At 69.7% G+C, this 18,970-nt stretch carries 20 protein-coding genes; 17 read left to right on the top strand and 3 right to left on the bottom strand.

The window, feature by feature from the left end; translation table 11 throughout:
• Positions 1–71: 71 nt before the first annotated feature.
• The 7 genes from rpmF (at position 72) to KF903_RS07750 (ending at position 6,700) form a co-directional block, all read left to right on the top strand.
• Positions 72–266 carry a 50S ribosomal protein L32 gene (rpmF, locus tag KF903_RS07780; protein ID WP_291213332.1) on the top strand — a complete coding sequence of 65 codons (195 nt, stop codon included), beginning with the start codon at positions 72–74 and terminating at the stop codon, positions 264–266.
• A 179-nt stretch (positions 267–445) separates the two neighbouring features.
• The gene (locus KF903_RS07775) at positions 446–1,438 is read left to right on the top strand and encodes a beta-ketoacyl-ACP synthase III (RefSeq protein ID WP_291213330.1); all 993 of its coding nucleotides are present in this window, start codon (positions 446–448) and stop codon (positions 1,436–1,438) included.
• Between the two features lie 170 nt (positions 1,439–1,608).
• Positions 1,609–2,571, top strand: a complete 963-nt coding sequence (gene fabD / locus KF903_RS07770) for an ACP S-malonyltransferase (RefSeq protein ID WP_291213328.1) — start codon at positions 1,609–1,611, stop codon at positions 2,569–2,571.
• A gap of 94 nt (positions 2,572–2,665) precedes the next feature.
• Entirely contained in the window at positions 2,666–3,409 is a 744-nt protein-coding gene (gene fabG, locus KF903_RS07765) for a 3-oxoacyl-ACP reductase FabG (RefSeq protein ID WP_291213326.1), read from the top strand.
• 157 nt (positions 3,410–3,566) lie between these two features.
• Positions 3,567–3,806: an acyl carrier protein gene (gene acpP, locus KF903_RS07760; RefSeq protein WP_291213325.1), complete on the top strand. Its 240-nt coding sequence runs from the start codon at positions 3,567–3,569 to the stop codon at positions 3,804–3,806.
• 212 nt (positions 3,807–4,018) lie between these two features.
• The gene (gene fabF, locus KF903_RS07755; protein WP_291213323.1) at positions 4,019–5,257 is read left to right on the top strand and encodes a beta-ketoacyl-ACP synthase II; all 1,239 of its coding nucleotides are present in this window, start codon (positions 4,019–4,021) and stop codon (positions 5,255–5,257) included.
• A 90-nt stretch (positions 5,258–5,347) separates the two neighbouring features.
• Positions 5,348–6,700 carry an aminodeoxychorismate synthase component I gene (locus KF903_RS07750; protein ID WP_291213320.1) on the top strand — a complete coding sequence of 451 codons (1,353 nt, stop codon included), beginning with the start codon at positions 5,348–5,350 and terminating at the stop codon, positions 6,698–6,700.
• Positions 6,701–6,726: 26 nt separating this feature from the next.
• Here the strand turns inward: KF903_RS07750 and KF903_RS07745 are convergent, their stop codons facing one another.
• Positions 6,727–7,479 carry a hypothetical protein gene (locus KF903_RS07745; RefSeq protein WP_291213318.1) on the bottom strand — a complete coding sequence of 251 codons (753 nt, stop codon included), beginning with the start codon at positions 7,477–7,479 and terminating at the stop codon, positions 6,727–6,729.
• A gap of 88 nt (positions 7,480–7,567) precedes the next feature.
• Here KF903_RS07745 and KF903_RS07740 point away from each other — a divergent pair, with 88 nt between their 5' ends.
• From KF903_RS07740 to KF903_RS07715, 6 genes are all read left to right on the top strand, one after another.
• Entirely contained in the window at positions 7,568–8,437 is an 870-nt protein-coding gene (locus KF903_RS07740; RefSeq protein ID WP_291213315.1) for an AraC family transcriptional regulator, read from the top strand.
• Positions 8,438–8,535: 98 nt separating this feature from the next.
• Positions 8,536–9,579 (top strand): endolytic transglycosylase MltG, encoded by a 1,044-nt coding sequence (gene mltG / locus KF903_RS07735; RefSeq protein WP_291213312.1) that lies wholly within the window; start codon positions 8,536–8,538, stop codon positions 9,577–9,579.
• Positions 9,576–10,268: a dTMP kinase gene (gene tmk, locus KF903_RS07730; RefSeq protein WP_291213309.1), complete on the top strand. Its 693-nt coding sequence runs from the start codon at positions 9,576–9,578 to the stop codon at positions 10,266–10,268. Before mltG ends, tmk begins: the two co-directional genes overlap by 4 nt.
• Positions 10,265–11,233 carry a DNA polymerase III subunit delta' gene (gene holB, locus KF903_RS07725; protein ID WP_291213307.1) on the top strand — a complete coding sequence of 323 codons (969 nt, stop codon included), beginning with the start codon at positions 10,265–10,267 and terminating at the stop codon, positions 11,231–11,233. Before tmk ends, holB begins: the two co-directional genes overlap by 4 nt.
• A gap of 9 nt (positions 11,234–11,242) precedes the next feature.
• The gene (locus KF903_RS07720; protein ID WP_291213304.1) at positions 11,243–11,608 is read left to right on the top strand and encodes a PilZ domain-containing protein; all 366 of its coding nucleotides are present in this window, start codon (positions 11,243–11,245) and stop codon (positions 11,606–11,608) included.
• Positions 11,609–11,612: 4 nt separating this feature from the next.
• The gene (locus KF903_RS07715) at positions 11,613–12,527 is read left to right on the top strand and encodes a ketopantoate reductase family protein (RefSeq protein ID WP_291213301.1); all 915 of its coding nucleotides are present in this window, start codon (positions 11,613–11,615) and stop codon (positions 12,525–12,527) included.
• 4 nt (positions 12,528–12,531) lie between these two features.
• On the opposite strand, the gene KF903_RS07710 is transcribed toward KF903_RS07715, so the two are convergent.
• Both KF903_RS07710 and cysS read right to left on the bottom strand, forming a co-directional pair.
• Positions 12,532–12,966, bottom strand: a complete 435-nt coding sequence (locus KF903_RS07710) for a SufE family protein (protein ID WP_291213298.1) — start codon at positions 12,964–12,966, stop codon at positions 12,532–12,534.
• Entirely contained in the window at positions 12,959–14,353 is a 1,395-nt protein-coding gene (cysS, locus tag KF903_RS07705) for a cysteine--tRNA ligase (protein WP_291213295.1), read from the bottom strand. The genes KF903_RS07710 and cysS overlap by 8 nt, the downstream gene beginning before the upstream one ends.
• A gap of 193 nt (positions 14,354–14,546) precedes the next feature.
• Between cysS and KF903_RS07700 the strand changes: the two genes are divergently transcribed.
• The 4 genes from KF903_RS07700 (at position 14,547) to KF903_RS07685 (ending at position 18,878) form a co-directional block, all read left to right on the top strand.
• Positions 14,547–15,080: a glycine zipper 2TM domain-containing protein gene (locus KF903_RS07700; RefSeq protein WP_291213292.1), complete on the top strand. Its 534-nt coding sequence runs from the start codon at positions 14,547–14,549 to the stop codon at positions 15,078–15,080.
• 373 nt (positions 15,081–15,453) lie between these two features.
• Positions 15,454–16,473 carry an N-acetylornithine carbamoyltransferase gene (locus KF903_RS07695; RefSeq protein WP_291213289.1) on the top strand — a complete coding sequence of 340 codons (1,020 nt, stop codon included), beginning with the start codon at positions 15,454–15,456 and terminating at the stop codon, positions 16,471–16,473.
• Positions 16,474–16,530: 57 nt separating this feature from the next.
• Positions 16,531–17,784 (top strand): argininosuccinate synthase, encoded by a 1,254-nt coding sequence (locus KF903_RS07690; RefSeq protein WP_291213286.1) that lies wholly within the window; start codon positions 16,531–16,533, stop codon positions 17,782–17,784.
• The gene (locus KF903_RS07685) at positions 17,781–18,878 is read left to right on the top strand and encodes an acetylornithine deacetylase (protein ID WP_291213283.1); all 1,098 of its coding nucleotides are present in this window, start codon (positions 17,781–17,783) and stop codon (positions 18,876–18,878) included. The genes KF903_RS07690 and KF903_RS07685 overlap by 4 nt, the downstream gene beginning before the upstream one ends.
• Positions 18,879–18,970 lie beyond the last annotated feature (92 nt).

The following is an 18,970-nucleotide window of genomic DNA, read 5'->3' as shown; positions in this document are numbered from 1 at the left end:
GACACCCGACACGACGGCCACCAGGGTCGTCGCCAAGAGCCGGACGGGAACGTCCGCACCAGGAGTACACCATGGCTGTTGCCAAGAGTCGCAAAACCCCTTCCCGCCGTGGCATGCGCCGCGCCCATGACGCGCTGTGCAGCAAGCAGCTCGCGACCGACCCGACCTCGGGCGAGGTCCACGTGCGTCACCACGTGACCAAGGATGGCTACTACCGCGGCAAGAAGGTCATCGAGAGCAAGACGCCGGTTCACGAGGAAGGCTGAGCAACAGCCTCGCGCGCCGGCACCACGCCTGCGCGCCACGCGGCGCCGTGCCCGGCGCCGCCCCGTTTCGTGCAGGCCGGTTGTCGCCAGCGGCGGCAGCCGATCCAGGCCCATTCGTGCCGGCCGTGGCAGGACGCCCGGCATCGCTGTCTCCCGCGAGCGTGGCGGATGCGCGTTCGTTGGCCCGAAGGGGAACGGTCTTGATCCATTCGCGCATCGCCGGCACCGGCAGCTATCTGCCGCAGAAAATCGTCACCAACGCCGACCTCGAGGCTCTCGTCGACACCAGCGACGAGTGGATCGCCAGTCGCACCGGCATCCGCGAGCGGCGCATGGCCGCCGAGGGCGAGACCACGGGCGATCTGGCCTTCCATGCCGCCACCCGTGCGCTCGAGGCCGCCGGAGTCAAGGGCAGCGAGCTCGATCTCATCGTGCTCGGCACCACCACGCCCGACCTCATCTTCCCGGCCACGGCCTGCCTGCTGCAGCACCGCCTCGGCGCCAACGGTTGCGCCGCGTTCGACGTCAACGCCGCCTGCTCGGGTTTCATGTACGCGCTGGCGGTTGCCGATCAATTCATCCGCAGCGGTTCGGCACGCAAGGCACTCGTGGTCGGCGCCGAAACGCTCACGCGCATGCTCGACTACGGCGATCGCTCGACCTGCGTGCTGTTCGGCGACGGCGCCGGCGCGGTCGTGCTGGAGGCGTCGGACGGGCCCGGCATCATCACCACGCGCCTGCACGCCGATGGCGGCTACAAGCACCTGTTGTACAACCCGGTCGGCGTGTCGGCTGGCTTCCGCCTCGATGAGCCCAATGCCGGCGTGCGCGTCATGATGACTGGCAACGAGGTGTTCAAGGTCGCGGTCAAGACGCTCGACCGCATGGTCGGCGAGACGCTGGAAGCGGCCGGCATGCACGAGTCCGATGTCGACTGGCTGATTCCGCACCAGGCCAACCTGCGCATCATCGAGGCCACGGCGCGGCGCCTCAAGCTGCCGATGGAGCGCGTGATCGTCACGGTCGACCGCCATGGCAACACCTCGTCCGGTTCGGTGCCGTTGGCGCTCGACGAAGCGGTGCGTTCGGGCAAGGTGCAGCGCGGCCAGACCCTGCTGCTGGAGGCCTTCGGTGGCGGCTTCACCTGGGCGTCGGCGCTGCTGAAGTATTAGGCTGGCGCCGGGTGCGTCATGCGTGCCTGCGTGGCAGGCACGACGCGGCCCATGACCTTGCGCCGGTGGTGTTGCCGCGCATCGCGCCGACGCGGGCGGCGGGCGCGGAGCACGCTGGCCGCGCACGGTCGTCCGGCATTGTGTTTGCGTCGTCTTGCAGTGAGGTCGCGATGTCTTCAGCACACGGTTCCCAGGCGGCGAGTCTCGCCTTCGTTTTCCCGGGCCAGGGTTCGCAGGCCGTCGGCATGCTGGCCGAACTCGCCGAGGCGCACGCGGGCGTGCGCGAGGCCTTCGTCGAGGCTTCCGATGGCGCTGGCGTCGATCTGTGGGCGCTGGCGCAGGGCGGGCCCGAGGCGATGCTCAATCGCACCGAATACACGCAGCCCGCGCTGCTCGCCGCCAGCGTTGCAGTGTGGCGCGTGTGGCGCGCGCAAGGCGGCGCCGTGCCGGCGCGCCTGGCCGGCCACAGCCTCGGCGAATACAGCGCCCTGGTCGCCGCGCAGGTCCTGTCGCTGCACGATGCCGCGCATCTGGTGCGCATTCGTGGCCAGGCCATGCAGGACGCCGTGCCCGCCGGTGCCGGCGCGATGGCGGCGATCCTTGGCGCCGACGACGCGCTGGTCGAACAGGTCTGCCATGAACTGTCGGGCGAACACGTCGTGGTGCCGGCCAATTACAACTCGCCGGGGCAGATCGTGATCGGCGGTCACGCGCAGGCGGTCGACGCGGCGCTGGCGCTGCTGGGCGAGCGCGGTGTGCGCAAGGCGGTCAGGCTGGCGGTGAGCGTGCCTTCGCACACGCCGCTCATGCGCGAGGCGGCCAATCGCCTCGCCGCCGCGATGGCGGCCTACCGCTGGCAGGCCGCGCAGATCCCGATCGTGCAAAACGTCGATGGCGCCGTGCATGATGGCGCCGACGCGATCCGCGATGCACTCGTGCGCCAGCTGTATCTGCCGGTGCGCTGGACCCAGTGCATGCAGGCACTCGTTGCGGGCGGTGCGACGCGCGTGGCCGAATGCGGACCGGGCAAGGTGCTCACCGGCCTGGCCAGGCGCATCGACAAGAGCATCGACGCGCGCGCGCTAGGCACGCCGGCCGAGCTCGCGGCCGCACTCGAGGCCTGGCCGACCTGAGCCGGCGCTGCCACATTGCCGCCGTCGGCCTGCGCTGGCGTGGCCGCGGGCGGTGTCGAAATGGATCTCCCACGATTCGAGGATCGTCACGATCATGAGCAAGTCCCTGCAAGGTGAAATCGCGCTCGTCACGGGCGCCAGCCGCGGCATCGGTGCCGCCATCGCCGCTGCACTGGCCGCGCACGGCGCGACGGTCATCGGCACCGCCACCACCGCCGCGGGCGCCCAGGCGATCGGCGAACGGCTGGCGGCCGACGGCGGCGCAGGTCGCGTCCTCGATGTCACCGACGGCGCGGCGGTCGAGGCGCTGGTCGATGCGGTCGGCAAGGAGTTCGGCGCGGTGACGATCCTCGTCAACAACGCCGGCATCACGCGCGATCAGCTGCTCATGCGCATGAAGGACGAGGACTGGCAGGTGATCCTCGACACCAACCTCAGCTCGGTCTACCGCACCAGCAAGGCCGTGATGCGCGGCATGATGAAGGCGCGCAAGGGCCGCATCATCTCGATTGCGTCGGTGATCGGCCTGACCGGCAACCCGGGGCAGTCCAACTATGCGGCCGCCAAGGCCGGCATCATCGCCTTCTCCAAGTCGTTGGCGCGCGAGATCGGTTCGCGCGGCATCACCGTCAACGTGGTCGCGCCCGGATTCATCGACACCGACATGACACGCGCGTTGCCCGAGGCGCAGCGCGAGGCACTGCTGGGCCAGATCGCGCTCGGCCGGCTCGGTGCAGCCAGCGACATCGCCGAGGCCGTGGTGTTTCTCGCCTCGCCCGCGGCGGCCTACATCACGGGCGAAACCCTGCACGTCAACGGCGGCATGTACATGCCGTAGACGACCGTTCGCCGGTGTTGCCGACCGTTCGGCGGCGCATGGCGATCAAGTAGCGGCACCGCAAGGGTTCCACTACAATGCGGCGGCTTCGGGGAGCCGTGCCGTGCACAGCGGCGGTTTGCGCCTGAAAGAATCCCATCGCGAGGAACAACAACACATGAGCAGCATCGAAGAGCGCGTCAAGAAGATCGTCGTGGAGCAGCTTGGCGTGAAGGAAGACGAGGTGACGCCCAACGCATCGTTCGTCGACGACCTCGGCGCCGACTCGCTCGATACGGTCGAGCTGGTGATGGCGCTCGAAGAGGAATTCGAATGCGAGATTCCGGACGAGGAAGCCGAGAAGATCACCACCGTGCAGCAGGCGATCGACTACGTGAAGGCTCACGTCAAGGCCTGAGCGGTTGCAGGATCGTGTGGCAAGGCTGCGCCCTCGTGGCGCAGTTTTGTTTTGGCCCGGGCGCGCGGTGTTGCCGGTTCGATGCTTCGGCGGCAGCATGGCTTGACGGTCGGGCACCCTGGTGCTGAGGGCCCCGACGCGGTCATCGAAGGCCGCATCGGCCGGCGACAGCATCGCGATCGGTCTGGTTGTCTGAATCGAAGAGTCTGCCCATGAGCAAGCGTCGCGTCGTCGTCACCGGTCTTGGCATCGTCAGCCCCGTCGGCAACGACGTGGCTACCGCATGGACGAACATCCTCGCCGGCCACAGCGGCATCGGCCCGGTCACCCATTTCGACGCGTCCACGTTTCCGACCCGCATTGCCGGTGAGGTCCGCGACTTCGACCCGGCGCAGTACATCGCGCCCAAGGACGTCAAGAAGATGGACCCGTTCATCCACTACGGCATCGCCGCCTCGGTGCAGGCGCTGGCCGATGCCGGCCTCAAGCCGCACGAACATGACGAGGAACGCATCGGCGTTGCCGTCGGTGCCGGCATCGGCGGCATCGGGATGATCGAGAAGACCTCGATCACCTACCACGAGTCGGGCCAGCGCAAGATCTCGCCGTTCTTCGTGCCGGCCTCGATCATCAACATGGTCTCGGGCCAGCTCTCGATCATGCTCGGGCTCAAGGGCCCCAACATCGCCTGTGTCACCGCCTGCGCCACCGCCACCCACAACATCGGACTGGCCATGCGCATGATCCAGTACGGTGATGCCGACGTGATGGTCGCCGGCGGCGCCGAGTACTCGACCGTGGGCACCGCGATGGGCGGATTCTGCTCGGCGCGCGCGCTGTCCACGCGCAACGACGAGCCCACCCGGGCCAGCCGGCCGTGGGACCGCGATCGCGATGGCTTCGTGCTGTCGGACGGCGCCGGCGTGCTGATCCTCGAGGACTACGAGCACGCGCGTGCGCGCGGTGCCCGCATCTACTGCGAACTGGTCGGTTTCGGCATGAGCGGTGATGCCTGGCACATGACCGCGCCGAGCGAAAACGGCGAGGGCGGCGGACGCTGCATGGCCGTCGCGCTCAAGGACGCGCAGCTCGATGTCTCGCAGGTGCAGTACATCAACGCCCACGGCACTTCCACGCCAGCCGGCGATGCGGCCGAGGTGCAGGGCATCCGCGGCGTGTTCGGCGCGCATGCCGAGCGCGTGATGGTGAGTTCGACCAAGTCGATGACCGGCCACCTGCTCGGTGCTGCCGGTGGAATCGAGGCGATCTTCTCGGTGCTGGCGTTGCGCGACAACGTGGTGCCGCCGACGATCAACCTCGATGCGCCCGGTGAAGGCTGCGACCTCGACTTCGTGCCGCACACGGCGCGGCAGGCCAAGCTCGACGTGGTGCTGTCCAACTCGTTCGGCTTTGGCGGCACCAACGGCACGCTGGTGTTTCGCCGGTTCTGAGCCGCAGCCGGTCGACCGCCGCTGGCGGTTGCGGTCATGCGCCGCAAGGCCCGCGCGTGATCCGGCCGGCGCCCGCATGCGAAGCCAACGATGAGCCCTCTGGTCAAGGAAATCGCCGGTGTCCGCGACCTGCTGGCGCTGGCGGCGCGCTTTCCCGCGCGTTACCCAGGTTTGCTCGAAAGCGCGGCGCGCGGCAGTGCGCGCGCAGGCCGCGACCTGCTGCTCATGCACGAAGGCGAGCGTCTCGTGCTGGCCGCCGACGGCGGCCTCGCTGCCGGCAACGATGCCGGTCTGGCCGACGGATTCCTGGCGGCGCTCGATTCGCGCTGGCGCGCCGCGCGCACGACGCATGTGGCCGAGCCGCGGCTGCCGTTCCACGGCGGCTGGCTGCTCTATCTGGGCTATGAACTGGCGGCGCAGCTCGAGCCGCGGCTGTGCCTGCCGCCGGCGCTCGAGCCCTGCCTGCCGACCGCGTTGGCCCTGCGCTGTCCGGCCGCGATCATCGTCGACCACGCGCGCTGCCACACGATGCTGGTCGCCGAACCGGGGCGCGACGACCTCATCGCCGCGATGCAGGCCGATCTCGCCGCCGCCGCCGACTGGACGCCGCGCGCAGTGGCGATCGCCGCCATCGAGGAAGATGCGCCACAGGAATTCATCGACGGGGTCGCCCGCGTGCACGAGCACCTGCGTGCCGGTGATGTGTTCCAGGTCAACCTCTCGCGCGGCTGGCGTGCGCGCTGCGCGGAGCAGGCCGTGGCAGCCGACGTCTACGCGGCCCTGCGTGCGACCAATCCGGCGCCGTTTGCGGGCCTGCTGCAGTACGCGGGTGGCGCCGTCATCAGCTCGTCGCCCGAGCGCTTGCTCGAAGTGCGCGCCGAGGTCGTGCAGACACGGCCGATCGCCGGCACACGGCCGCGCCAGCCCGGCGATGACGATGCGGCCCGCATCGCCGAGCTCGTCGGCCACGTCAAGGAGCGCGCCGAGCACGTCATGCTGATCGACCTCGAGCGCAACGATCTTGGCCGGATCTGCGTGCCCGGCAGCATCGTCGTCGACGAGCTCATGAGCGTCGAGAGCTACGCCCACGTGCACCACATCGTCTCCAATGTGCGTGGCCGGCTGCGCCGCGACATCACACCCGGGCAGGCGATCGCGGCGGTGTTCCCGGGCGGCACGATCACCGGCTGCCCGAAGCTGCGCTGCATGCAGATCATCGCCGCGCTCGAAACCGGTGGCCGCGGCGCCTATACCGGCGCGCTCGGCTACCTCGACCGCAACGGCGACCTCGACCTCAACATCCTCATCCGGAGCTTGAGCATGCGCGGCCCTGACCTCGCGTTCCGGGCCGGCGCCGGTATCGTGGCCGACTCCGACCCGTGGCGCGAGCTCGACGAGACGCGTGCCAAGGCGCGCGGTCTGCTGCGCGCGCTCGGCGTCTGACGTCCGTGGCGAGGCCTGGATCGATCCTAATGATCGACCTTGCCCGGCAGTGACAGGTCGCCCGAGGCGACCTTGAACACGTCGACCACGCACAGCAGTGGTTCGTGCACGCTGGCATTGACGCGCAGCGCAGCTGTCACGCCGTCGAAGCGGCCGGCCTGCACGATGCCGATGTCGTCGAACGGAACCCGCACCTCGACGCTGGCGCCGCGGAACGTCGGTGCCCAGCCGGGACTGTCGATGAGGATCGGCAGCCCCGGCCAGGTCTTGGGCAGGCGCGGCTTGGCGCCGGCAGGGATGTCCACCACCTTGAGGGCGTCGGCGCCACAGGCCGCATCGGCTTGCAGCACCACCCAGTGCGAGTGCCAGACGCCGCCGTCGTTGTCAGGCTTGCCGTCGCCGTTCTCGTCGAACAGCGGCGTATCGTCGAAATCCGGGTGCGCGGTGACCGCGAAGGCGAGGATGCCGGCCTTCGCCTCGAAGCCGACCACGGCCGGATCGAGGCTGGTCGGCCACACGTAGGAGAACACCGAGCTGCCGGCACGCTGGCCCGATTTGGCCGGGCGGCTGGCGCCGGCCTTGCCTGACACGGCCATGTGGAAGATGGCGAGGTTGCCGGCGGTCGAGATCCGCGTGTGGACGATGTCGAACGGCGCCTTGACCAACCTGCCGGGTCCGGTGGCGATGCCGCCGTGGTGGCCGCCGTCATGGCCCGCCGCGGTGCCGGCGAAGGTGGCCGACAGTGCGGCGAGAACGAGCGTGGAGCGCAAGGAATTCATCACGGGTCGTGCCTGTGCAGTGGGGTCGGCCGGCAGTATCAAGGCACGGTATGTATGATTGGGATCTTTCCGTACGAGATAGATACCAATGCATCCGGAATCGGCGCCTTCGATCGATCGTCTCTCGGGCCTCCTCGAGCGCTTCCGTGTGCGCGCCCAACTGCATCATTGCGGTCCGCTGTGCGGCCGCGTGCACTTCGCTGCGAGCGACGGCCATGGCTACCTGCATGTCCTGCGCCGCGGTCGCCTGCGCGTGAGCCATCCAGGTGCGCGCGGCGTGCCGGCGACGCTGGGCTTCGACGAGCCGACCCTGCTGTTCTATCCGCGACCGCTCACGCACCGTTTCCACAACCCGCCCAGCGACGGCGCCGACTTCACCTGTGCGCGGCTCGACTTCGAAGGCGGCGCGCAGCACCCGTTGGCGCGTGCGCTGCCGCCGCTGGTCGCGTTGCCGCTGGCCCAGGTGGCGGGGTTGGAGCAGTCGCTGCAGTTGCTGTTCGCCGAGACCGACCGCGTGCGCTGTGGCCAGCGCGTGCTGGCCGACCGCCTGTTCGAGGTGGTCGTGATCCAGTTGCTGCGCTGGCTGCTCGATCACCCACGGCAGGCCGGCGTGCATGCCGGCCTCATCAGTGGATTGGCGCAGCCGCGTCTGGCGCGCGCGCTGGTCGCGCTGCACGACGCGCCCGGCGAAGCCTGGACACTGGAGCGGATGGCCGCCCGCGCCGGCATGTCGCGCACGGCCTTCGCGCAGGCGTTCCGCGCGCATGTCGGGCAGTCGCCCGGCGCGTACCTCGCCCACTGGCGCATCGCGCTTGCGCAGGATCGCCTGCGCGCGGGCCGCCCGGTCAAGCAGCTGGCCGCGGAGCTCGGCTATGCGAATCCGTCGGCGCTGTCGCGCGCCTTCGCGGCCCGCGTCGGCATGTCGCCGCGCGACTGGCTGGCCACGACCGCATCCTGAGCGCCGACACGGCCACGACCGCGAGTGGCCTGCTGCCCGCCGACCCTATCCCTCGCCAACCCCAGCCGGTACCCTCGCACCTCATGCGAAATCCCCCGATGTTCCCCTCGCGAATCCGTGGCGGCGCCGTGTTGCGCGTGCTGCTCGTGCTCGTGCTGCTGCTCGGCGCCACGCTGGCCGCGTGGCTGTTCGTGGCCTGGCGTGACTACCAGGCCTTCGTCGACGCGCCGCTGGCTGGCGGCGCTGCCGGCGCCACGCTGGAATTCCCGCGCGGCAGCGGCTATCGCGATCTGGTGCGCCAGCTGCGCCAGGCGCAACTGACGCAGGCGCCCGAGTGGCAATGGCGCCTGCTCGGCCGCGAGCTTGGCGTGAGCAGTCGCCTGCATGCGGGCGAGTACGCGCTGACGCCGGGCCTGAGTCCGCGCGAGCTGTTGCAGCGCATGGCGGCCGGGCAGGTGTTGCAGCACCATTTCACGATCGTCGATGGCTGGAGTTTCCGCCAGCTGCGCGTCGCGCTCGCGGCCGAAAGCGGCCTCGTGCAGACCTTGCCGGGCCTGGGCGATGCCGACATCGCGCGGCGCCTCGACATTGCCGACGGCAAACCCGAAGGCTGGTTCCTGCCCGAGACCTATGCCTGGGTCAAGGGCGAGTCGGACTTCGATCTGCTGCAGCGCGCCCATGCGGCCATGCGCAAGGCACTCGACCAGGCCTGGGCCGGACGCGATGCGCGGCTCGGACTGGCCACGCCCTACGAGGTGCTCGTGCTGGCTTCGATCATCGAGAAGGAAACCGGCGTGGCGGCGGAGCGGCCGATGATCGCCGGCGTGTTCCTGCGCCGGTTGCAGTACCGCATGCGCCTGCAGACCGATCCGACCGTGATCTATGGCATGGGCGAACGCTACGACGGCAATATCCGCAAGCGCGACCTGGAAACCGACACACCGTGGAACACCTACACGCGCGATGGCCTGCCGCCGACGCCGATCGCGCTGCCGGGCCTGCCGGCCTTGCAGGCCGCCACCCATCCGGCCGCTGGCGATGAGCTCTACTTCGTCGCGCGTGGCGACGGCAGTCACGAGTTCTCGCCCACGCTCGAGGCGCACAATCGCGCCGTGCAGAAATACCAGTTGCGCCGCCCATGACGACCATCGACTCACCCGATCGCGCGCCCGCGCGGGTCGCTGCCGACCCCGCCACGCGCGGGCGCTTCATCACGCTCGAAGGCGGCGAGGGCGCCGGCAAGAGCACGTTGCTCGCACTGGTGCGCGAGCGGCTGGCCGCGCGCGGCATCGACGTCGTGCTGACCCGTGAGCCGGGCGGCACGCCGCTCGGTGAAGCGGTGCGCGCACTGGTGCTCGATCCGGCGCAGCGCGGGATCCGTGCCGAGAGCGAGCTGCTGCTCGTGTTCGCGGCGCGCGCCCAGCATGTGCGCGAGCTGATCGAGCCGGCGCTCGCGGCCGGCCGCTGGGTGGTGTCGGACCGCTACACCGACGCCAGTTATGCCTATCAGGGCGGCGGTCGCGGCCAACCGATCGAGCGCATCGCCGCGCTCGAGGCCTGGGTCGCGCCGATCCGGCCCGACCTGAGCCTGCTGCTCGACCTGCCGGTCGCGCAGGGGCTGGCGCGGGCCGGCGCGCGCGGCGCCACCGATCGCATCGAAGCCGAGGACGCGGCCTTCTTCGAGCGCGTGCGCGCGGTCTACCGCGAGCGTGCCGCAGCCGAGCCGGGACGCTTCCGCATCATCGATGCGAGCCAGCCGCTGGCCGCGGTCTGCGCGGCCGCCGCGACGCAGCTCGATGCCTTCCTCGACCTGGCCGGAGTCGCGGCATGAGCCCGCTGGCGCCGTGGCACCTCGACGCATGGCGCAGCCTCGCGGCCGCGCTCGGGCAGCGGCGCCTGCACCACGCGCTGCTGTTCGCCGCACCGGCCGGGCTGGGCAAGCGCAATCTGGTGGAAGCGCTGGCGGCGGCGGCGCTATGCGAGCGGCCCGATGCGCAGGGTCTGGCCTGCGCCGGCTGCCGCGCCTGCACCTTGCGCGCCGCCGGCTCGCATCCCGATCTCGTGCGCGTGGGCCTGGAGCTGCGCGACGACGGCAAGCAGCGCAGTGAGATCACGATCGACCAGATGCGCGCGCTGAGCCAGCGGCTGGCGCTGTCGAGCCAGTTCGGCGGCATGCAGCTCGCGCTGATCGATCCGGCCGATCGCCTCAACGCGAGCGCGGCCAATGGCCTGCTCAAGACGCTCGAGGAGCCCGCAGCGGCCACCGTGATCGTGCTTGTCGCCGATGATGCGGCACGCCTGCCGGCGACGATCCGCAGCCGCTGCCAGCGCGTCGACCTGCCCGAGCCCGGCATGGCCGCGGCGCTCGACTGGCTGGTGGCGCAGGGCCTGCCCGCGACGCAGGCGAGCGCGGCGCTGGCGGCGAGCCAAGGCAATCCGGGGTTGGCACTGGCGTGGTGCGGCGATGCGAGCCTGCCGCTGCTCGAGTCCTGCGCGCAGGACTTGGCCGCGCTCGCGCGCGGGCGCAAGGGCGCGCTCGAGCTGGCCGAACAATGGGCTGCCGACCGGCCGGCACAGCGGCTGTGGTTTGCCGCCGTGCTGGCTCGTGACGAGGCGCGGCGCCGCGCTGCCGAGCCGAGCCTGTCCTTGACCGCACGGGCGGAAATCCCCAAGCTTGCGGCCTGGTTTGGCCGCGCCAATCGCGCGCGCGGCCTGTTGGTCACCAGCCTGCGGATCGACCTGTTGCTGCTCGATCTGCTGCGTGACTGGCCGCGGCGCGATGCGATTCCCGATTGAGGCTCGATCATGGCGACACCTGGCACCGGCGGCGCTCCGCGGCAGGGCATCCTCTCGCTCGCGATCAAGGACAAGGGCGCGCTGTTCAATGCCTACATGCCGTTCGTGCGCGGTGGCGGCCTGTTCGTGCCGACCTCCAAGCAGTACAACATTGGCGATGAGGTATTCCTGCTGCTGTCGCTGATGAACGAGGGCGACCGCCTGCCGGTGGCCGGCCGCGTGGCCTGGATCACGCCGTCCGGCGCACAGGGCAACCGCGTCGCCGGCATCGGCGTGCAGTTCAACGAGTCGGCCGACGGCGAAATGGCGCGCACCAAGATCGAATCGATCCTCGCCGGCATCCTCGGGCAGGAACGGCCGACCCACACGATGTAGCGCAATGCGCATCCTCGTCCTTGGCGCCGGCGCGATCGGTGGCTATTTCGGTGCGCGCCTGCTGCAGCATGGGGTCGACGTCAGCTTCCTGGTGCGGCCGGCGCGTGCGGCCACGCTGGCGGCCACGGGGCTGCGCGTGCACTCGGGGCGGGGTGATTTCAGCGCTGCGGTCGCCGCGCTGACGACGGTCGATGCCGCGTATGACCTCGTCATCGTGTCGTGCAAGGCCTACGACCTCGACGCGGCGATCACGGCGATCGCGCCGGCGGTGGGGCCGCATACGCGCGTATTGCCGCTGCTCAACGGCCTGCGTCACCTCGATGCGCTCGATGCGGCGTTCGGCGCCACGCGCGTGCTCGGCGGCCTCGCCCACATCTCGGTGACGCTCGATGCGAACGGCGCGATCGAGCATCTGGGCAAGCTCGAATGGTTGACCTTCGGCAGTCGCGGGCGCGACGCGCCGGTGCCTGCCGCCGTGCGCGGCGCGCTGATGGCGCTCGGTCCGCAAGCGATCGAGAGTGCCGACATCATCGCTGCGATGTGGGACAAGTTCGCCTTCATCAGCACGCTGGCCGGCATCACCTGCCTGCTGCGCGCCAACGTCGGGCAGATCCTGGCCACGGCCGACGGGGCGACGCTGATCCGCCGCCTGCACGGCGAGTGCCTGGCGGTCGCGGCCGGCAGCGGCCATGCGCTGCCGCCACAGCTCGTGGCGGCGGCCGATACGATCCTCGGCACGCCCGGTTCGCCGCTCAAGGCGTCGATGCTGCGCGACCTGGAGCGTGGCGCGCGTACCGAAGGCGAGCACATCCTCGGCGACATGCACGCGCGCGCCACGGCGTTGGGCATCGACGCGCCGCTGCTGGCGGCAGCACTCGCGCATGTGCGCGTGTACGAGGCCAGCCGCGCCGCGGCGTAGCGCTTCAGCCAGCGGCTGCCCGCGCGTACTGCTTGATCCTGGCCAGCATCGCGGCCAGCCCATTGCTGCGCGTGGGCGAGAGATGGCGCGCCAGTCCGATCGCGTCGATGAAATGGGGCTCGGTGGCGAGGATTTCGGCGGCGGAACGTCCCGAGTAGACGCGCAGCAGCAGCGCGATGAGGCCGCTCACGATCGAGGAGTCGCTGGTGGCGCGGAAGTCGAGTCGTCGTGCGTCGCCGGTGGCGTCGAGCCAGACCATCGACTGGCAGCCGGTGACCATGCGCTCGTCGGTCTTGAGTTCCTGCGGATAGGGCGGCAGCTTGCGGCCGAGGTCGATCAGGTACTGGTAGCGTTCGGTCCAGTCGCCGAAATAGGCGAACTCCTCGGCGATCGCGCTCTGCTCGGCTTCGGCGCCGGCGATGAGGTGCGGCTCAGCCACCGGTCTTCACCACTTTCCAGCGCGGTCCCTGCGCGGTGTCCTCGATGACGACGCCGACGGCGAGCAGTTCGTCGCGGATGCGGTCGGCGGTGGCGAAATCGCGGGCCTGCTTGGCGGCGACGCGCGCCTCGACGCGGCGCTGGATCTCGGCGGCATCGATCGTGTCGCTGGCCAGATCCTGCTTGAACCAGGCTTCGGGATCGTGCTGCAGGATGCCGAGCATGTCGGCGGCGCCGAGCAGTTCGGCCTTGGCGCGGCGCTGTTCCTCGCGCGTGCGTGCCGCGCGCGCGGCGGCGGCGAGCCCGGCGACGACGGCAAACGCCTCGGGCGTGTTGAGGTCGTCGCAGAGGGCGGCGTCGATTGCCGCCGGCGATTCGCGTTCGCCTGGCGCAACCTCGATGTCGGCCAGGTCACGCAGCACCGTGTACCAGCCGTCGAGCGTGGCGCGGGCCTGCGCCAGTGCCGCGTCGGACCAGTCCAGCGGCTGGCGGTAGTGCGCCTTGAGCAGCAGGAAGCGCAACACTTCGCCCGGGTAACGGTCGAGCAGGTCATGCAGCACGCGCACATTGCCGAGCGACTTCGACATCTTGCGCCCGTCGAAGGTCAGCATGCCGTTGTGCAGCCAGTAGCGCGCGAAGATCTTGCCGCCGTGCGCGCAGGTGCTCTGCGCGATCTCGTTTTCGTGATGCGGGAACATGAGATCGTTGCCACCGGCATGGATGTCGATCGATTCACCCAGGTGCGCGGCGGCCATTGCCGAGCATTCGATGTGCCAGCCAGGACGGCCGCGGCCCCAAGGGCTGTCCCAGCCGGGCAGGTCGGGCGTGGAGGGCTTCCACAGCACGAAGTCGGCCGGATTCTTCTTGTACGGCGCCACCTCGACGCGGGCGCCGGCGATCATGTCCTCGACCGAGCGGCCCGACAGCGCGCCATAGGCCGGGAAGCTCGTGACGTCGAACAGCACATGGCCCTGCGCCGCATAGGCATGGCCGTTGGCGATGAGACGCTCGCACATGGCGATGATCGGCGCGATGTGCGCGGTCGCATGCGGGGTGAGGTCGGCCGGATCGGCGCCGAGCCGCGCCATGTCGTCGCTAAAGGCGCGGGCGTAGCCGCTCGTGATCGTCTCGATCGGGACGCCGGCTTCACGCGCCGCGGCATTGATCTTGTCGTCGACGTCGGTGATGTTGCGGGCGTAGACGAGCTTGGGATACAGGCGTCGCAGCAGGCGGGCCAGCAGTCCGAACACCACCGGCGGACGCGCGTTGCCGATGTGGACGTAGTTGTAGACGGTGGGGCCGCACACGTACATCGTGACCCGCTGCGGATCGAGCGGGACGAATTCCTCGACGCGGCGGGTCAGGCTGTTGTACAGGCGCAATGGCATCGCGGCTTCCTTGGTGAGCGCGCAATGATAGCAGCCGCACTGCAGCATCCGGCCTCGGAACTGCGTCGGAAAGCCGCAGCGCAGGCCGTTGCGGCTTAGGTCGGGGTTCAGCGATCGCGTGCTGAAATCGCCTGCAGCAAGCGTCATGACCGACTGACGGGAAAGATCCGCGGCGGCTCTTCGTGGAGGCAACATGAAGGCAGTTTTTTGGGTGACATTGCTGCTGCTGGCGGGGACCCAGATGGCAGCGGCGCAGGAGCGGGGCTACGCGGACGATGGAACGAGCAACTCCAAGGTGGTCTGGGCCGACGTCCTGCGCGTCGATCCGGTGTACGACCATGTGCGCGCCCCGGCGCGCGAGGTCTGCGACGACGTGCCGGTGGCCTATCCGGGCGACACGGGCAGCAATCGCGCGGCCGGCACCGTGATCGGTGCGATCGTCGGCGGCGTGCTCGGCAGCACGGTCGGCAAGGGCGATGGGCGCCGTGCGGCAACGGTGGCCGGCGCGGTCGCCGGAGGCGCGATCGGCAACAACATGGCGCGCGGCAGTGATGGCTACTACGAAGGCGTCGAGCGGCGCTGTCGCATGGAAGCGGGCCCGGCCGAGCATCGCATCGTCGCCTACGACGTGCAGTACCGCTATCGCGGCGACGTGTTCATGTCGCGCCTGGGCTACGACCCCGGTGACCGCCTGCGCGTGCGAGTGAGCATCGAGCCGGCCGAATGAGGGCGTTGTCCACCCGGGCGATGTCTATTGCACCGCAACAGGTTAGCCGCTAAGGTGGCGCCCTCGAACAACGCGTGAATGTGCAGATCCGCATGAGCCTTCTGGCCGTCCAACCGCAGAACCTGACCAGCGCCCGCATGGCGGCTGGCATGACCTCGCGCGCGCGCCGACCGGAACCGAGCCATCCTGCCGGGTAGCCGATCGCGCGTTGCTGTATCGATTGGAGCGAAAACCCGGCCCCCGTGCCGGGTTTTTTGTTTCTGCTCGGGCCGGGACGAGATTTCGAGTCGATGAATGCGTGCGCGCGGCGCGTTCCGCGCCAGGAACCAGGCGGCCATCCGTGGCCGGAGTCTTCAACCAACGGCAGGTCACGATGACGATGCGACATTTCCTTTCCACTCAGGACTGGTCCCGCCCCGAGCTCGACGCACTGCTGGCGCAGGCCGCGCAGTTCAAGCGCCATCGCAGCGGCACCGCGCTGGCCGGCAAGTCGATCGCGCTGCTGTTCTTCAATCCGTCGATGCGCACGCGCACGAGCTTCGAGCTGGGCGCGTTCCAGCTTGGCGGCCACGCGATCGTGCTGCAGCCCGGCAAGGATGCCTGGCCGATCGAGTTCGAGTCCGGCACGGTCATGGACGGCGAGGCCGAGGAACACGTGGCCGAAGTCGCGCGCGTGCTGTCGCGCTATGTCGACCTCATCGCCGTGCGCGCGTTCCCGAAGTTCCAGGACTGGACTGTGGATCGCGAGGATCGCGTGATCCACGCCTTCGCGCGCCATGCCAGCGTGCCGGTCATCAACATGGAAACGATCACGCACCCGATGCAGGAGCTGGCCCACATCCTGGCGCTGCAGCAGCATTTTGGTTGCGCCGACCTGCGTGGCAGGAAGTACGTGCTGACCTGGACCTATCACCCCAAGCCGCTCAATACGGCGGTGGCCAACTCGGCGCTGCAGATCGCCACCCGCTTCGGCATGGACGTGACCCTGCTGTGCCCGAACCGCGACTACCTGCTCGATGCGCGCTACATGGAGTTCGCGCGGCGCAACGTGGCCGAGAACGGTGGTTCGCTCACGCTCAGCCACGATCCGCAGGAGGCCTATCGCGGTGCACACGTGGTCTACGCCAAGAGCTGGGGCGCGTTGCCGTATTTTGGTCGCTGGGCCGATGAAAAACCGATCCGCGATGCGCATCGCCACTTCATCGTCGACGAGGCCAAGATGGCGCTCACCGACCATGCCGTGTTCAGTCACTGCCTGCCGCTGCGGCGCAACGTCAAGGCCACCGATGCCGTGATGGATTCGCCCGCGTGCATCGCGATCGACGAAGCCGAAAACCGCCTGCATGTGCAGAAGGCCGTGATGGCGCGGCTGGTGGAAGGCCGTGATTCGTGATTGGTGATTTGCAACAGCAGTCTCCCACGCAACCCGTTTCCCCATACGAGCCCTCCCATGTCGCATCCTGCCGCGGTTCCGCAGCAACACTCAGCAAGCGCCAATGACGCACGCAAGCCCATCGTGCTCGCCTTCAGCGGCGGGCTCGACACGAGTTTCTGCGTGCCCTACCTGCAGGAGCGCGGCTGGGCCGTGCACACGGTGTTCGCCGACACCGGCGGCGTCGATGCGCAGGAGCGCGCCGCCATCGAGGCGCGTGCGCAGGAGCTCGGCGTGGCCTCGCACCGGACGGTCGATGGCGGCCCGGCGCTGTGGCAGCACTTCGTCAAGCCGTTCGTGTGGGCCGGCGAGGCCTACCAGGGTCAGTATCCGCTGCTGGTGTCGGATCGCTACCTCATCGTCGACGCGGCGCTGGCACGTGCCGCCGAACTCGGCACAGGCGCGATCGCGCATGGTTGCACCGGCATGGGCAACGACCAGGTGCGCTTCGACCTCGCGGTCAAGGCGCGCGGCGATTACGCGATCGTGGCGCCGATCCGCGAGATCCAGAAGGAACACACCCACACGCGCGCCTACGAGCAGCAGTACCTCGAGCAGCGTGGCTTCGCGGTGCAGGCCCGCCAGAAGGCCTACACGATCAACGAGAACCTGCTTGGCCTGACCATGTCGGGCGGCGAAATCGATCGCTGGGAAGCGCCGGGCGAGGGCGCGCGTGGCTGGTGCCAGCCGCGCAGCCAGTGGCCGGCAACGCCGCTGCGGCTGCGCATCGGCTTCGTCCACGGCGAGGCCGTTGCGCTCGACGGCGTTGCGCTGGCGGGTCCGGCCCTGCTGGCACGACTCAACCAACTGCTGGCGGCCTATGGCGTCGGGCGCGGCATCTATACCGGCGACACCACGATCGGCCTCAAGGGACGCATCATCTTCGAGGCGCCCGGCCTGGCGGCCCTTTTGGCCGCGCATCGGGCGCTCGAAGAAGCGGTGCTGACCAAACAACAGAACCGCTTCAAGCCCGAGGTCGCACGCAAGTGGGTCGAACTCGTCTACGAGGGCTTCTTCCACGATCCACTCAAGACCGACCTCGAAGCGTTCCTCGCTGCGAGCCAGCGCTGCGTCAGCGGCGAAGTCGTGCTCGAAACGCACGGCGGCAGCATCGGCGCGGTGGCGGTCAGCTCGCCCCACATTCTCAACGCCAAGGGTGCCACCTACGCGCAATCGGCCGATTGGGGCGTGGCCGAGGCCGAGGGCTTCATCAAGCTCTACGGCATGAGTTCGACGCTGTGGGCGCAGGTCAACGCGGACGCGGCCCAGTGAACGACCTGCTCACCGCCACCATCAGGCATCTGCGCGCACTGGTCGGTTTCGACACGCGCAATCCACCGCGCGCGATCGACACCGGCGGCATCTTCGACTACCTGCGCGCGGAGCTGGGCGGCTTCGACCTCGACCTGCGCGACCACGGGGCGGGTGCGGTGAGCCTGCTGGCGCGGCGCGGGCAGCCGCGCATCCTGTTCAACGTGCACCTCGACACGGTGCCCGATTCGCCGCACTGGAGTGCCAGCCCATTTGCCCTGCGCGTCGACGGCGAGCGTGCGGTCGGGCTCGGTGCCTGCGACATCAAGGGTGCGGCCGCCGCGCTGCTGGCTGCCGCACAGGCAAGCAACGGTGACGCGGCGTTCCTGTTCACGAGCGACGAGGAAGCCAATGACGCGCGCTGCATCGCGGCCTTCCTGCGCGAGCCGTGCCGATTCGACGCGGTCGTCGTCGCCGAACCGACGCGCGGCGAGGCCGTGCTGGCGCATCGCGGCATCGGCTCGCTGCTGCTGCGCTTTGCCGGTCGTGCCGGCCATGCCTCGGGCGAGCAGCAGGCCGCCGACAGCGCGCTGCACCAGGCCGTGCGCTGGGGCGCGCGCGCGCTCGATCACGTCGCGAGCCTGGCGGGTGAGGCGTTCGGTGGCCTGCGCGGCCTGCGTTTCAACATCGGCCGCATCGAGGGCGGCATCAAGGCCAACGTGATCGCGCCGACGGCGGAACTGCGCTGCGGCTTCCGCCCGCTGCCATCGATGGCCCACGACGACGTGCTGGCGGCGCTGCGCGCCTGCGCCGACGTCGCGCCCGTCGAGTTCAGCGAGACCTTCCGCGGCGCGCCCTTGCCGGCCGGCGATCCGGCCCATGCCGAGGCGCGTCGCCTTGCCGCTCAGCGACTGGCCATGCAATGGCAACTGCCGATCGGCCCGGCGGTCGATTTCTGGACCGAGGCCGCGCTGTTCTCGCAGGCAGGCTGCACCGCCCTGGTCTACGGCCCGGGCAACATCGCGCAGGCGCACAGCGCCGACGAATGGGTCGCACTGGAACAACTCGATCGCGCCGTCCACACCTACCACCGTCTGCTGGAGATCACGCCGTGAACACCGCATCTGCACTTGCCGCACTCGACCACGCCCTCGCCGTCGGCCGCGACGATCGGGGGTCGCTTCCGGCTGCCGGCTGCTGAGCGGGC

It is taken from the genome of Dokdonella sp., assembly GCF_019634845.1.
GTDB lineage: Bacteria > Pseudomonadota > Gammaproteobacteria > Xanthomonadales > Rhodanobacteraceae > Dokdonella_A.
The sequence above is the reverse complement of the archived record's forward strand: the minus strand, read 5'-3'. Positions and strand labels throughout refer to the sequence as shown.

What these genes read in the sequence shown, in the direction of transcription:
- KF903_RS07750 (WP_291213320.1), top strand. Translation starts at nt 5,348, where the DNA reads ATGAGCCCTCTGGTCAAGGAAATCGCCGGTGTCCGCGACCTGCTGGCG.
- KF903_RS07720 (WP_291213304.1), top strand. Translation starts at nt 11,243, where the DNA reads ATGGCGACACCTGGCACCGGCGGCGCTCCGCGGCAGGGCATCCTCTCG.
- rpmF (WP_291213332.1), top strand. Translation starts at nt 72, where the DNA reads ATGGCTGTTGCCAAGAGTCGCAAAACCCCTTCCCGCCGTGGCATGCGC.
- KF903_RS07700 (WP_291213292.1), top strand. Translation starts at nt 14,547, where the DNA reads ATGAAGGCAGTTTTTTGGGTGACATTGCTGCTGCTGGCGGGGACCCAG.
- KF903_RS07690 (WP_291213286.1), top strand. Translation starts at nt 16,531, where the DNA reads ATGTCGCATCCTGCCGCGGTTCCGCAGCAACACTCAGCAAGCGCCAAT.
- KF903_RS07695 (WP_291213289.1), top strand. Translation starts at nt 15,454, where the DNA reads ATGACGATGCGACATTTCCTTTCCACTCAGGACTGGTCCCGCCCCGAG.
- mltG (WP_291213312.1), top strand. Translation starts at nt 8,536, where the DNA reads ATGTTCCCCTCGCGAATCCGTGGCGGCGCCGTGTTGCGCGTGCTGCTC.
- KF903_RS07740 (WP_291213315.1), top strand. Translation starts at nt 7,568, where the DNA reads ATGCATCCGGAATCGGCGCCTTCGATCGATCGTCTCTCGGGCCTCCTC.
- cysS (WP_291213295.1), bottom strand. Translation starts at nt 14,353, where the DNA reads ATGCCATTGCGCCTGTACAACAGCCTGACCCGCCGCGTCGAGGAATTC.
- fabF (WP_291213323.1), top strand. Translation starts at nt 4,019, where the DNA reads ATGAGCAAGCGTCGCGTCGTCGTCACCGGTCTTGGCATCGTCAGCCCC.
- fabD (WP_291213328.1), top strand. Translation starts at nt 1,609, where the DNA reads ATGTCTTCAGCACACGGTTCCCAGGCGGCGAGTCTCGCCTTCGTTTTC.
- KF903_RS07745 (WP_291213318.1), bottom strand. Translation starts at nt 7,479, where the DNA reads ATGAATTCCTTGCGCTCCACGCTCGTTCTCGCCGCACTGTCGGCCACC.
- KF903_RS07715 (WP_291213301.1), top strand. Translation starts at nt 11,613, where the DNA reads ATGCGCATCCTCGTCCTTGGCGCCGGCGCGATCGGTGGCTATTTCGGT.
- holB (WP_291213307.1), top strand. Translation starts at nt 10,265, where the DNA reads ATGAGCCCGCTGGCGCCGTGGCACCTCGACGCATGGCGCAGCCTCGCG.
- acpP (WP_291213325.1), top strand. Translation starts at nt 3,567, where the DNA reads ATGAGCAGCATCGAAGAGCGCGTCAAGAAGATCGTCGTGGAGCAGCTT.
- fabG (WP_291213326.1), top strand. Translation starts at nt 2,666, where the DNA reads ATGAGCAAGTCCCTGCAAGGTGAAATCGCGCTCGTCACGGGCGCCAGC.
- tmk (WP_291213309.1), top strand. Translation starts at nt 9,576, where the DNA reads ATGACGACCATCGACTCACCCGATCGCGCGCCCGCGCGGGTCGCTGCC.